At 41.4% G+C, this 12331-nt stretch carries 18 protein-coding genes and 1 pseudogene; 17 read left to right on the forward strand and 2 right to left on the reverse strand.

Annotated elements, in window-relative coordinates; all coding sequences use genetic code 11:
- The first annotated feature begins 297 nt into the window (after positions 1-297).
- From Xbud_RS02645 to Xbud_RS02710, 14 genes and pseudogenes are all read left to right on the forward strand, one after another.
- A pseudogene (locus Xbud_RS02645) lies at positions 298-537 on the forward strand (DUF551 domain-containing protein).
- Between the two features lie 2 nt (positions 538-539).
- Complete coding sequence (locus tag Xbud_RS02655) at positions 540-821, forward strand: hypothetical protein (RefSeq protein WP_099134618.1); 282 nt, start codon at positions 540-542, stop codon at positions 819-821.
- A gap of 66 nt (positions 822-887) precedes the next feature.
- A complete protein-coding gene (locus Xbud_RS02660) occupies positions 888-1385 on the forward strand; it encodes a DUF669 domain-containing protein (RefSeq protein ID WP_099134619.1) in 498 nt (165 codons plus the stop codon).
- A 76-nt stretch (positions 1386-1461) separates the two neighbouring features.
- Positions 1462-1812, forward strand: a complete 351-nt coding sequence (locus tag Xbud_RS21560; RefSeq protein WP_479688253.1) for a phiTE_072 family protein — start codon at positions 1462-1464, stop codon at positions 1810-1812.
- Positions 1763-2191, forward strand: a complete 429-nt coding sequence (locus Xbud_RS02665) for a zinc-finger-containing protein (protein ID WP_099134620.1) — start codon at positions 1763-1765, stop codon at positions 2189-2191. The genes Xbud_RS21560 and Xbud_RS02665 overlap by 50 nt, the downstream gene beginning before the upstream one ends.
- A complete protein-coding gene (locus tag Xbud_RS02670) occupies positions 2188-2973 on the forward strand; it encodes a DNA cytosine methyltransferase (RefSeq protein ID WP_099134621.1) in 786 nt (261 codons plus the stop codon). Before Xbud_RS02665 ends, Xbud_RS02670 begins: the two co-directional genes overlap by 4 nt.
- Positions 2974-3068: 95 nt before the next feature.
- Positions 3069-3194 carry a hypothetical protein gene (locus tag Xbud_RS20895; RefSeq protein WP_280176099.1) on the forward strand — a complete coding sequence of 42 codons (126 nt, stop codon included), beginning with the start codon at positions 3069-3071 and terminating at the stop codon, positions 3192-3194.
- 27 nt (positions 3195-3221) lie between these two features.
- Positions 3222-3488 carry a hypothetical protein gene (locus tag Xbud_RS02680; RefSeq protein ID WP_099134622.1) on the forward strand — a complete coding sequence of 89 codons (267 nt, stop codon included), beginning with the start codon at positions 3222-3224 and terminating at the stop codon, positions 3486-3488.
- Positions 3478-3810, forward strand: coding sequence for a hypothetical protein (locus Xbud_RS02685; protein WP_099134623.1), 333 nt, complete (start codon positions 3478-3480; stop codon positions 3808-3810). Before Xbud_RS02680 ends, Xbud_RS02685 begins: the two co-directional genes overlap by 11 nt.
- 13 nt (positions 3811-3823) lie before the next feature.
- On the forward strand, positions 3824-4051 hold the full coding sequence (locus tag Xbud_RS02690; protein WP_099134624.1) for a hypothetical protein: 228 nt from the start codon (positions 3824-3826) through the stop codon (positions 4049-4051).
- Positions 4041-4580 carry a phage N-6-adenine-methyltransferase gene (locus tag Xbud_RS02695; RefSeq protein WP_099134625.1) on the forward strand — a complete coding sequence of 180 codons (540 nt, stop codon included), beginning with the start codon at positions 4041-4043 and terminating at the stop codon, positions 4578-4580. The genes Xbud_RS02690 and Xbud_RS02695 overlap by 11 nt, the downstream gene beginning before the upstream one ends.
- Positions 4577-4753, forward strand: a complete 177-nt coding sequence (locus Xbud_RS19735; protein ID WP_169923018.1) for a hypothetical protein — start codon at positions 4577-4579, stop codon at positions 4751-4753. The genes Xbud_RS02695 and Xbud_RS19735 overlap by 4 nt, the downstream gene beginning before the upstream one ends.
- Positions 4754-4936: 183 nt before the next feature.
- Complete coding sequence (locus tag Xbud_RS02705) at positions 4937-5227, forward strand: hypothetical protein (protein ID WP_099134627.1); 291 nt, start codon at positions 4937-4939, stop codon at positions 5225-5227.
- On the forward strand, positions 5217-5468 hold the full coding sequence (locus Xbud_RS02710; protein ID WP_099134628.1) for a hypothetical protein: 252 nt from the start codon (positions 5217-5219) through the stop codon (positions 5466-5468). The genes Xbud_RS02705 and Xbud_RS02710 overlap by 11 nt, the downstream gene beginning before the upstream one ends.
- A gap of 138 nt (positions 5469-5606) precedes the next feature.
- Here the strand turns inward: Xbud_RS02710 and Xbud_RS02720 are convergent, their stop codons facing one another.
- On the reverse strand, positions 5607-6866 hold the full coding sequence (locus Xbud_RS02720; protein ID WP_099134630.1) for a tyrosine-type recombinase/integrase: 1260 nt from the start codon (positions 6864-6866) through the stop codon (positions 5607-5609).
- Between the two features lie 681 nt (positions 6867-7547).
- Between Xbud_RS02720 and purR the strand changes: the two genes are divergently transcribed.
- Complete coding sequence (gene purR / locus Xbud_RS02725) at positions 7548-8573, forward strand: HTH-type transcriptional repressor PurR (protein WP_099134631.1); 1026 nt, start codon at positions 7548-7550, stop codon at positions 8571-8573.
- 3 nt (positions 8574-8576) lie between these two features.
- Here purR and punR read toward each other — a convergent pair whose 3' ends face one another.
- Positions 8577-9485 (reverse strand): DNA-binding transcriptional activator PunR, encoded by a 909-nt coding sequence (gene punR, locus Xbud_RS02730; RefSeq protein WP_099134632.1) that lies wholly within the window; start codon positions 9483-9485, stop codon positions 8577-8579.
- A gap of 123 nt (positions 9486-9608) precedes the next feature.
- Between punR and punC the strand changes: the two genes are divergently transcribed.
- Together punC and cfa are read left to right on the forward strand one after the other, a co-directional pair.
- Entirely contained in the window at positions 9609-10787 is a 1179-nt protein-coding gene (gene punC, locus Xbud_RS02735; RefSeq protein WP_099134633.1) for a purine nucleoside transporter PunC, read from the forward strand.
- 319 nt (positions 10788-11106) lie between these two features.
- Positions 11107-12258, forward strand: a complete 1152-nt coding sequence (gene cfa, locus Xbud_RS02740; protein WP_099134634.1) for a cyclopropane fatty acyl phospholipid synthase — start codon at positions 11107-11109, stop codon at positions 12256-12258.
- Positions 12259-12331: the final 73 nt, after the last annotated feature.

Genomic DNA, 12331 nt, shown 5'->3' on the forward strand with positions numbered 1-12331 from the left:
AGTTCCTCTTAATGAGGCATTGTTATGGGAGTAACAAACTATGTATTATCCTTATTTCCGTGGGAAACAATTTGAACTGTTGGCTATTAGAGATACTGCAAATGAAGACGTTAGGTATTTGAATTTATTGATCTCGGGGATACCTCATCATTAACATGTGACGATGAAGAATCATTATTATTTTCTCTCGACAAGACCGAGGAAATTATCAATGTAATTCGAAGGGAAATCGAGAAAAATAATTAACACCAGCCTCGCCAATGCGGGGCTTTTTATTACCTGAATAGAGGAAAGATTATGGAGTGGATTAAATGTAGTGATAGGTTGCCAGAATTAGAGGATGAATCAGTCCTTGTTTACTTTGGTAATGCTGAATACCCAACAACTGGGGCCATTGACGTGATTCATATTGAAGACGCTTTCGGAGACATTACTGCTGGTGTCGATGAAAAAGGTAATCAGCTCTGGACTAAATAGTATCTCAGCATAGGTATTACCCACTGGATGCCACTACCCCAACCACCGACAGGAGAATAACAATGGCTAAACACATTCACGCAGATTTAATTACTGAGTACAGACTAAAACCCCGCACTATCAGAATCGGGGAATATGATGTTCCTGAGCCAGCGAGAGAATCGTTGAAGTATGACCAAAAATATTTTTATCCTTGTTTGTCAGGTAAAACTATTTATAAATCTTCACTTTGGATTAATGGTGTAAATGACAGGTTGTTATTAAAGCGCGGGCTAATTCACTTAGAAAAAGATTCTGCCGAACTCCACGCCAAGGCGCTTATTTCCCTGACTAAACAAAAATGATTCCCGATAGTTTCTATTACTACTCACTCTTAATTAATAGCTCCTATAAATAAAAAAGGACAAAAAATGACAAATGAATTAGTCGTTATCGATCAGGCAACGGCACTGGATTTATTCACGGCGGATGACGGACGCAAAGTAAGCTACCTCAGTATCTGCTGCAAGAAAAAAGATGGTTCAGTCAATACATTTGGTTACAGTATGGTGCAGGCCATTATGGGATGTTGTGGCGTTCGTCAGATCACAAGCCACATGGTTTCAGTCAACAATATGATTGCACCCGAATTCACAGGCAAGCGAGTGGGATTGGTGCTACAAAAGGTACTCAGGACGAAAAATAACGGTGACGATACTTACGGCATGGATATCCGCATCCCGTTCTATCCTGATACTCGCCAGACCATCGCCGAAAAAGTAGAGGGGAAAACGGCTACCGCCATCGATAAAATGGTTGCAAATCTGAAAGATAGAGATGAACGGAAATCAGCCAGTTCTGGTTCTCAATTCTACGTTCAGCAGAATATCCCGTCTGCTGATTATGACGAGTTTGGCTCCCCATTCTAACGCCGCTCGGCAATCCAAACAGAACCTTCTAACCCACCCCATTAACTAACGCTACCTCAGTGGCGGGAGGATAATTGTGCATATCGAAACATCGGATGTCATAAAAATACAAATTACGGACGTACCGCGACATGACCCCATTCATGTTTATCTGGAGGATTACGGTAACAAGGCGGGACGAATAACAATTGCTGAATATGGTGAATCATGGACTGCATTCTGGTCATCGATGGGATGTTCACTATCTGATTTTATTCTCAAGGCTGATAACGGATACCTCACTGGATACCTAGACCACTCACTGAAAACTAAAATTCAAAAATACAAAAGGATGGACTCTCGTTTAAATGCCGTGAAAGAAGCGTTAAGGAGATTGCATGCACACACCGTGGAACCCCAACCCCAAAGCAATACAGCGGGTCAATGATCAACTGCCAATCCCGACTAAATGTCACTACTGTCACGGATTGGTCACCATAGCCCATCACGAAGAAGTGTTTGGGCGTATCCATAATAACAACAAATGGCCCTGGTTATATCTGTGTACCTCATGCGGTGCGCGAGTCGGTATGCACCCTTACACCGATATCCCATTGGGCTATTTGGCAGATAAGCAGACACGTATAGCAAGGAAAGACAGTAAGGAAAAATTTGAACGAATGCGACAAATCATAAACTGGGAACGCGCGGATGCGTACCGATGGTTAGCATGGCAACTGGGTATCAGTTTCAACAAGTGCCACTTCGGCTGGTTCGATATTGAAATGTGCGAGAAGGCAGCGAATATATGCAGGGGGATTAAGTGACCGCCTATTACAACGAGATAGACCCCTACGCAGCGCAATGGCTGAGAAATTTAATTGCAGCCGGACATATAGCACCCGGCGATGTTGATGAACGTTCAATAGAGGATGTGAAGCCTGATGACCTACGAAATTACACCCAATGCCACTTTTTCGCCGGAATTGGCGTCTGGAGTTTTGCACTCAGAAATGCCGGATGGCCTGATGATAAGCCAGTCTGGACGGGTTCCTGTCCATGCCAACCTTTCAGCGCGGCAGGCAAAGGAGCTGGGTTTACTGACGAGCGGCACTTATGGCCTGCATTCTTCCACCTCATCGAACAGTACAGACCTCGTGTTGTGTTTGGTGAACAGGTTGCAAGCAGGGACGGCCTTGCTTGGTTCGACCTTGTACACACTGACCTGGAAGGAACGAATTACTCCGTCGGGGCGACCGATATCTGCGCTGCGGGCATCGGTGCACCGCACATCAGGCAGCGCCTCTATTGGGTGGGCCACGCCAACAACCAGATGCCACAAGGACTGCGGAGATATGGAGAAATCGTTCATCAGGAAGGGTGGCAAGATTCGAAACGATACGCTCTATCGTCAAATGTGGCTACACACGTTTGGAATGAATGGAAACCCAACCAGGGAGCAGATGAGAAAATTAGAATTGTACCACCCAATTATGGCAAGGAAATTAATGGGACTTCCAATCGAGTGGGACGCCTCCGCGCCTATGGAAATGCCATTGTTGCGCCAGTCGCGGAAGAATTTATAAAAGCATATATGCAGGGGGTTTAAATGAGTAATTATTGTGTAAATTGCGGAACTAATAAACGCGGCAGTAAATATTGCCCCGGCTGTCAGGAAGAGGCCTATATCTATAACGAACAATATTGCAGCGTGAAGAAGATTATCATATCGAGTTCAGCGATGAATTTATGGATAAGCTTAAATATCAAGAACAAGAAGCTGATAGATTAGCAGTTAAAATTAAACATACAGGTGATGATAATGACTGATTCAGATTTATGCAGGAGGATTGGGTGATGATCGAATATGCAATAAAAGGAACTAATAATTTATTTGACCCAAAAGATAGGTATGAATTAGAAGATCCTGAATGGGATGAAAATTATCCTTATTTTTTAGCTGAGGAATGCGCAGAACACTATCTAGATTATTGTGATGGACAAGAGGATAGTTGGCCTATTGAGATAACAGTATTTAATAATGGTGAATCTCTGGGAACATTTAGTGTTGAATTGGATTACAGTCCTGATTTCAGAGCAACGAGGAAAAATAATGAGCAATGATGTGATTGAGTTAGCGAAAAAATTGCGCTCATCATTAGAAAATGAGCGTGAGTTAATAGGGGAATACCCAACTATATTTTTTGGTCACTATTTAATTAATGCAGAAAATATAGTGAAAATTTGTAGGGAAATAGAAAACCTACACAAGAAACTCGCTGAATATGAAAATATGGAGCCTGTGGCCTATATGATATTTGATGAGAATTTCAATGAACCTATGGCGTATAAGGACAATAAGGAAGAAGCGGAACAATCCTTATCATTTTATCGGCGGGTATGTTGTTGCAAGATAATCCCTCTCTACCGTCACCCAAACAAATAACGAGAATATAGCTATGAGACAAGTCCAAGCAATGACAACTTTAGTCTTAATTGATGGAGTAACTTATCAAATAGTGTTACCAAAAAATATTATTGCACTAAAAGCCAAACAAGCATTAATGATGGCTCAAGAGTTTGGTGGTGGCATTATTCCATGTGATTTTGCAAATATTAAACCTATGGAGGCTGATGGATTGCCATTCAATATAAGTAGCAACAAGGATATGGAGAATGAAAGCTGACTTCGGAGGTAGTAACACTCCACCCAAATTTAAAGATTTATGGCAAACTCCCCTCCCGTTATTTAAAGCACTCGACCTTGAATTTAGATTTACCCTTGATGCGGCTGCATCCGATCAAAACACTCTGTGCGCACATTATCTCACGGAACGAGATAATGCACTGGAGTCTGACTGGATAAGTCTCGGTGCTATTTGGTGTAATCCGCCTTATTCCAATATTAGGCCGTGGATAGAGAAAGCCGCTATCGAATGCCAAAAGCAATTACAACCAGTTGTGATGTTAGTTCCTTCTGATTTCTCTGTGGGCTGGTTTAAGTTAGCGCTGGAGACAGTTGATGAGGTCAGGATAATTACGGGAGGGAGAATTTCATTTATTCCAGCGGAACAGAAAATAATAGGCAAGAGTAATACAAAAGGCTCCAAGATTTTAATTTGGCGACCGTTCATTACTCCACGCAAATTAATAACCACTGTCGATAAAGAACACCTATTCAATATAGGCAATAACGAAATAAGGAAAATAGCGTGATAGTAACAATTGATATGACCAAACCGGAAGTACGCGAATATGTTAACAGTGATTATCCTGTCCCGGAATCTGAATACCAAGAACTCATCCGTGGTGACATCAAAACTATTCTGAAGCGATGGGGATTTCAGGGAATAAAACCGGAAGACGTCACTGTCAATATCCATGACTAACGAATTCGAGAACGCAAGGCGGAAGGTGGCAAGGGATTACACACAGCGAATCGTTCACCGCATGAGACAAAACTTTTACATTCACGAGGGCGTCTGCCCTCATCTGCCACCCGCACCCAAAGTGGCAGGCGTGAAGATAACACCCGTGAAGAATAACAAAAGCGTAAAACGAGGAAAAAAACAATGATCAGCATCGATAACGCACAGAATGAAATTGGGTTGCCCGGTCACATTGATGATGGGCGTGAGTGGACAGAGTGGTTATTGAAGAAGGCGGATGAGTCAGGTGTGAGCAATAAAAATGAAATAACAATGGGGATAGATGAACTACTCGAGAATGAAAAAGCACTACATATTGTAGCTAAATCCCTTGGGTACTCAAAGAAGCAATTTATTGAAGAATTATGCAGAGCACAATCGGAGGGGCTTCAATATATTAAATTTGAATATGACGAGGTGAGCAATGATCAATAACTCATTCCACCTGACACAAATCATCGCCTCGGTCTGGGGCGATCCTGCTGATATCACCCATGCAGTCTGGCAGGCTGGATACCGTAAGCCAGAACGGAAGGAAGAAGACATTGCTGCACTGGTTATCGACGTAATGAAACTGAACAGCATTATTTTTGATGCGACATGGGAAGGAAAAGCAACACCGGCGAAAGTGGCCAAGGTGATTTTGGGGAAAGGGTATCGGAAAGGGGATAAATAATGAGTCAATCACCTTATATCAAAACAAAGGAACTGGCAGACCGATATGATGTAAAGCCGCATACGATAAGATTGTGGTGCGGTAATGGGAAGCAAAAGCGAGAAGGCTTCCCAAAACCCAAATTTAAATCTGACCAGCTTAACTTCCTTCGGCAAGATATTTTTGACTGGGAGAACGGGAAACAATTTTAGTCAGCTTTTCCCACCAGAGTTCGTATGCCTCTCTCTGTTCGCTTAGGTAGGTGTGCTTATCGTACACCTGCCATACTCCGGGTAATTTATGTCCTACCATAATTTCAGCCACATGCGGTGCGGTTAATTCAGATACACCAGTCCGCATAGTTCTACGCAGATCGTGAATTGACCAATGCTCACAATCAGGTGAATAAAGGGCCATTTTTTTATTAAGAGCTTCTACCATGTTGCAATGTGTTCCTTGTGTTAGAGGTTCCCCTCGGCGTACAGTAAACAGATATTCACTCTCATGATTTAATTTTTTCGCCTGCTCAATCAATTCTTTTGCTGCCGGGATAATCGGCCTGATGATAGGCTTCTTGGATTTTCTGCCTGTTTTGTGATTTAAGGGTGGAACAACCCAAATATCTTTTTCATAATCAAAATCATTAACTTTAGCTTTTAGCAGTTCACCAATGCGGCACCCAAACAAAAGGCACAGTTTTATTATTAACGCGTTTCGCGGGTTATAATCAGGCGCATTGATAACATTAAAGAGAAGCACCAGCTCTTCTTCGTCTAATGCCCTTTCGCTCATATCAGCATTTAAACCAATATCAGTTTTAGTGTCTTTTCCTCCGAGATCACCTGTTATTACGTCAGATAATGGAGTGAGACTGGTCATTCCTCGCCTGACAGCCCACCGATGCGCAGTCTTAGAATAAATCAAGATGCGAGCACCAATTGAGCGCGCTTGTTTGGTAACGTCTTCAATTAAGGAAAGCCAAACATGCAATGTCACCTCATCATGAGGCAGCTTGCCGATTTTAGGGAAAACGTAAATTTCGAAAGATCGCAATATCTCATCCGCTTTAACTTTTGAACCCCGCATTGTCTTTTCCCACCACTCACGAAGCAGCCCCTCTACAGTAACCGCACTTAAGGCAGACTCTTTACGAACACGCTTAACTATCTTAGGATTACGGAGTTGTTCCAATTCCCCACGATAGAAAAGCACTGAGTCACGGGCATCTTTTAGGCTCGTTGCCGGGTAGGTTCCTATGTCAATCCGATCCCCCTTGCCGTTCCAGCGATATCTAAATTGGAATATGATTTTTCCTTTAGGCGTGACACGGACAGATAAGCCATCCCTGTCTGATTTAGTCGTGATTTTTTCTTGGGGCTTACCACTGGCAGAGCGGAGCCATGAGTCGGTAATTGCCATATCATTTTTCCTCAAAAAAATAACATAGCTTTAATGTAGTTCATGTACACCGTAATGTACATTTTTTTCATGACACTAAATGAATCGCTGTGACTATTTATGATTAAGTAAAGCAAAAAATAAATTAAATTATGATATAAATCAAATAATTAATTTAAAATAGATGACTATTCCTGATCATCAATGATTAAAAATGATTAAGTAAATGTATTTCATTTATAAGTGCCCTTTGAATAGTGAAAAACTTACCTTTAAAGTAAGGCAGATAGCATTTCACCTTGATATTGTTTCTCGACCTTGGCTAGATCAGGCAAAGACTCGCCAGAAAAACAATCACGATTAACGCACTACAGGCAGTCAATAATCCCAATTTCAGATCTGTATCCATAAACCATCCTCACCATGAAAATTAAGACTCAGGCTCAGCGACACCATAAATTTTGACTGGTTATTTACCTCAGAGGTTAAAAAACCATACTGTGGTATTTAATGCATATACTTTATAGCATTGATTACTACTTTCACTTTTGCGCTAGATCAGACAAAATTCAGGGTTTATCGCTAAATTATTGTCAGTTATCTTCCTATATATAAATATAACACTGGCAAATGATTAACAAAGATCTATATCCAGATGAAGGGTATACAAATTTAGACCTAAGGTCAGGAGTCCTTTTTATCATGGCAACGATTAAAGATGTGGCCAAACGCGCTGGTGTTTCAACCACAACCGTATCCCATGTTATCAATAAAACCCGTTTCGTCGCCGAAGATACAAAGACCACAGTATGGGCTGCCATTAAGGAACTGAATTATTCCCCCAGTGCTGTTGCCCGTAGCTTAAAGGTTAATCACACCAAATCTATCGGACTACTGGCAACATCAAGTGAAGCGCCTTATTTTGCTGAAATCATTGAGTCTGTCGAAAATAGTTGTTATAGCAAAGGCTATACTTTGATTTTATGTAATTCCCATAACAATCTCGACAAACAAAAAGCTTATCTCTCTATGCTGGCGCAAAAACGCGTAGATGGTTTACTGGTTATGTGTTCTGAATATCCTCAACAACTGTTGGGAATGCTGGAAGACTATCGCAACATTCCCATGGTAGTCATGGATTGGGGAGAGTCCAGAGGAGATTTCACTGATGCAATTATCGATAATGCCTTCCATGGTGGTTATTTGGCCGGCCGATATCTTATTGAACGTGGTCACCGTGATATTGCTGCTATTCCCGGATCATTGGCCAGAAATACTGGAGGCGGACGTCATCAAGGTTTCCTCAAGGCACTAAAAGAAGCAAATATCACTATTCGGGAAGAATGGATTGTTCAGGGGGATTTTGAACCCGAATCCGGATATCAGGCGATGTATAAAATCTTAAGCCAAAAACACCGCCCTACGGCCGTATTTTGTGGAGGAGATGTGATGGCAATGGGGGCGATCTGTGCTGCTGACGAGATGGGGTTACGCGTTCCACAAGATATTTCTGTCATTGGTTATGACAATATTCGCAATGCCCGTTATTTCACACCAGCGCTGACAACGATTCATCAACCTAAAGAGCGTCTAGGACAGATGGCTTTTTCCACGTTACTTGATAGGATCATTAATAAACGTCAAGATGCACAAACTATCGAAGTCCATCCGCGTCTTGTTGAGCGTCGCTCTGTTGCAGATGGCCCTTTCATTGATTATCGTCGTTAACGATTAATCCTCTTGTAGCCATTCAGTATTGAGTGTTGCACTATCTCCAAGATAATCAAGCAACCAGCTTAATGCAGGTGAATGGCTTTTTTGCGACCATGTCAGGCAACATGGGCTATCAGGTAATGGTTGCTCAAGTTCAAGCAAACTGAGTTTTCCTTGACGAATAAGCGGCAAAGCACGATGTTTGGGCACCATTCCCACACACAGCCCCTCCATCAGGCAAGCCAACCCGGCATTCCAATCAGGGACAACTAACCGCCGTTGATTATCCAAAGTCCATGTATTACGCTTGGGTAAATTACGTGAAGTATCTTCAAGGCACAAGCTAGGGTAAGCCCTCAATTGATCATCATTTAATCTTTCTATTATAACGGTCAACTCATGCCCAGGACTGGCAACACATAGCCACGGCATGAACCCCATGTCCCTGAAACTATATCGCTCCCCGACTGGAGAGGCGCGTGTGGCACCAATAGCAACATCAACGCGCCCATCTACCAGCGCATCCCATACCCCATTAAAAACTTCAGGGTAAATAAATAACTCAATATCCGGAAAATGGCGGTAAAAATCCAGAATAAGCTGGCGTGTCCGTTCTGGTTTCACCACTTGATCAACAGCAATACTAAGCTGCCCACGCCAACCGTTAGCCACCTGCTGACATTGATGACGAGTATGATGCATTTTTTTGATAACAGAACGCGCTTCCTTTACAAAGATAGCCCCTGCCTCGGTTAATTCCACATCGCGATGACGACGTTCAAATAGGGGAACTGCCAACCATTCTTCAAGTTGTTTTATTGTATAACTAATGGCAGAAGGTACGCGGTGAAGCTCTGACGCAGCCGCACTGAAACTTCCTGTTCTGGCCACAGCATCAACAACTTCCAAAGAATATTCAGACCACATATTTCTTCCTTTTAATTTTTTTCACAGCATTATGCAAATAATACCGTTTCACAAGTAAAAATTACGCCATATAAAATAAACCGTATATTTTCTTATCAATTATCACATCAATTTATTGACACAATGACAACAAATAAAAATTCCATGCCATTTATGTTTTATCTCGCTGGCCTAAGTATGCTTGGCTACTTAGCCATTGATATGTATCTACCCGCTTTTGATGCTATGGCGAAAGACTTAGGTGCATCAGAAGGGGCTATTAGTGCAAGCCTCAGCGTTTTTCTTGCTGGTTTTGCTGTTGCCCAGCTTTTATGGGGACAACTGTCTGATCGCCTAGGAAGAAAACCTGTTCTGCTTATCGGCTTATCTCTGTTTTGTCTTAGCTGTTTAGGAATGCTTTGGATAACAGATGCAACTCAATTACTTATTCTGCGATTTATTCAGGCTGTGGGTGTCTGTTCTGCTGCTGTTTCCTGGCAAGCTTTAGTCGTTGATAGATATAACGCTGAACGCACAAAACGCGTTTTTGCCATGATTATGCCGCTGGTTGCACTTTCCCCTGCCCTTGCCCCTTTACTCGGTGCATGGTTATTGTCACATACAGGTTGGAGAACTATTTTTCTTGTTTTAATGGCTGTAACACTAGTTTTGCTTGTACCAACATTTTTACTGGCTAGTAAACGTGCACCTATTGACACCAATATCAATGAAAATAAAATTTCTTTCTTCACCTTATTGAAGTCTTCAACTTTCAGCGGAAATGTGTTGATTTATGCTTCCTGTAGTGCTGGTTTTTTTGCCTGGCTAACGGGTTCACCAATGATTTTGATCAATATGGGTTATGATGCCACAGATATTGGCTTAAGCTATATTCCACAAACTTTGGCATTTATGCTCGGTGGGTATGGTTGCCGTCTTTTATTGGAAAAAATCAAAAGTGAAACCATATTTCCAATTTTGCTGGTAGGTTATGCTGTAAGCATGGCACTCATCTATTTAATTGCCCTAATTTATCCTTCTTTCATGCTTATTCTTGTTCCTTTCTGTTTTATGGCCGTCATGAATGGTGCTTCTTACCCTATTGCTGTAGCAAATGCACTTTCTGTTTATCCCAAAGACGGTGGTAAAGCGGCTGCATTACAAAATGCTTTACAATTGGGTCTTTGCTTTATTGCCAGCATGCTTGTTGCTATGTTCATAAAAGACCCTCTTCTGTCTACCACAACAGTGATGGTTTCTACTATTATCCCAATGATAATAGGCTATTCTTTACAAAAGAAAGAAGTAAACAATGGTCATTAGTTATAAATTAAAAAATTACCCCCAAAGATAATAACTAAGAATATTATCATCTAAAGGCCATACCATAATATGGCCTTTAGATTATTGTTTAAATATTATTTCACTCATATACTCATACAGATTCATTATTCTAAAAAACTCGGAATTTGAGGTTTCTAAGGGCAATGAAGCTCTCTTTCATTTCAGGATGAATCGGCATTCTGTGCCTTTGAAACATTTTCTGCTTAATTTCAAGTCAATCCATTTTTGTTTTAGGATAATAAACAATCTATCACAAAGATATACCTCAAAATTCCATCAAACAAATGTTGGAGAGTCTATGAGTTCATCTTTCGTTGAAGGAAAAAAAACAATTACTGACCAGTGGCATAGGATCGCCAATGACTTGCTTCAAGAAGCTGGTGTTGAAATCAACGGTAAACGTCCTTTTGATATACAAGTCAAAAACCCTGATTTTTATAAAAGAGTGTTAAAACAAGGCTCTTTGGGATTAGGTGAAAGTTATATGGATGGTTGGTGGGATTGTGAACGTTTGGACATTTTCTTTTATAAAATTTTAAGAGTGGGTCTGGAACACAGAATCCCTAAAAATATCAAAGACATTCTGAAGATTATTACCTCCCGCGTATTTAATTTACAATCTACCAAGCGAGCTTGGATTGTGGGTAAAGAGCATTATGATTTAGGTAATGACCTATTCACGTTCATGCTTGATCCCTATATGCAATATTCCTGTGGTTACTGGAAAGATGCAAATACTCTGGAAGAAGCTCAATCTAATAAACTCCAGTTAATTTGCGAAAAACTACAGTTATCACCGGGCATGACTCTTTTGGATATCGGATGTGGATGGGGTGGGCTGGCCGCCTATGCTGCCAAACACTATGATGCCTCCGTCACTGGCGTTACCATTTCGGTAGAGCAACAGAAATACGCCCAAGACCGCTGTAAGGATCTGGATGTTAAAATTATCCTTGAAGATTATCGTAACCTGAATCTCCAGTTTGACAGAATTGTTTCCGTTGGCATGTTTGAACACGTTGGTCATAAAAATTACGCCAATTATTTCGATATAGTCCGTAAAAACCTGAAACCTGATGGGTTGTTCTTACTTCATACTATTGGTTCCAATCGAGATAAAGTAAGTGTCGATACATGGATCAGTAAATATATTTTCCCTAATGGCTACTTACCATCAATTGCAAGGATCGCCAAAGCCAGCACAGGAAAGTTCGTTATGGAAGATTGGCACAACTTTGGGGCTGATTATGATCGTACCCTGATGGCATGGTATGAGCGTTTTATCGCAAACTGGAGTAAGATAGAAAATAACTACAGCCCTCGTTTCAAACGGATGTTCAGCTATTATCTGAATGCCTGCGCTGGCGCATTCCGTGCCAGAGATATTCAACTATGGCAAGTCATGTTCAGCCCGCATGGAATTGAAAATGGACTGAGAGTTCCTCGATGATATTGTTTACAACAGCTTTCTAAGGCTGCTGAAAAGCTACAGTGAACATCTCTGTAGCTTTTTTCATTAATAT

This window comes from Xenorhabdus budapestensis, from assembly GCF_002632465.1.
Taxonomy (GTDB): domain Bacteria; phylum Pseudomonadota; class Gammaproteobacteria; order Enterobacterales; family Enterobacteriaceae; genus Xenorhabdus; species Xenorhabdus budapestensis.

Coding starts and splice junctions, on each gene's coding strand:
- Xbud_RS02695 (WP_099134625.1), top strand. CDS start 4,041: ATGAAAGCTGACTTCGGAGGTAGTAACACTCCACCCAAATTTAAAGAT.
- purR (WP_099134631.1), top strand. CDS start 7,548: ATGGCAACGATTAAAGATGTGGCCAAACGCGCTGGTGTTTCAACCACA.
- punR (WP_099134632.1), bottom strand. CDS start 9,485: ATGTGGTCTGAATATTCTTTGGAAGTTGTTGATGCTGTGGCCAGAACA.
- Xbud_RS02720 (WP_099134630.1), bottom strand. CDS start 6,866: ATGGCAATTACCGACTCATGGCTCCGCTCTGCCAGTGGTAAGCCCCAA.
- Xbud_RS02690 (WP_099134624.1), top strand. CDS start 3,824: ATGAGACAAGTCCAAGCAATGACAACTTTAGTCTTAATTGATGGAGTA.
- Xbud_RS02680 (WP_099134622.1), top strand. CDS start 3,222: ATGATCGAATATGCAATAAAAGGAACTAATAATTTATTTGACCCAAAA.
- Xbud_RS02665 (WP_099134620.1), top strand. CDS start 1,763: ATGCACACACCGTGGAACCCCAACCCCAAAGCAATACAGCGGGTCAAT.
- cfa (WP_099134634.1), top strand. CDS start 11,107: ATGAGTTCATCTTTCGTTGAAGGAAAAAAAACAATTACTGACCAGTGG.
- punC (WP_099134633.1), top strand. CDS start 9,609: ATGACAACAAATAAAAATTCCATGCCATTTATGTTTTATCTCGCTGGC.
- Xbud_RS02685 (WP_099134623.1), top strand. CDS start 3,478: ATGAGCAATGATGTGATTGAGTTAGCGAAAAAATTGCGCTCATCATTA.
- Xbud_RS02660 (WP_099134619.1), top strand. CDS start 888: ATGACAAATGAATTAGTCGTTATCGATCAGGCAACGGCACTGGATTTA.
- Xbud_RS02710 (WP_099134628.1), top strand. CDS start 5,217: ATGATCAATAACTCATTCCACCTGACACAAATCATCGCCTCGGTCTGG.
- Xbud_RS02705 (WP_099134627.1), top strand. CDS start 4,937: ATGATCAGCATCGATAACGCACAGAATGAAATTGGGTTGCCCGGTCAC.
- Xbud_RS02655 (WP_099134618.1), top strand. CDS start 540: ATGGCTAAACACATTCACGCAGATTTAATTACTGAGTACAGACTAAAA.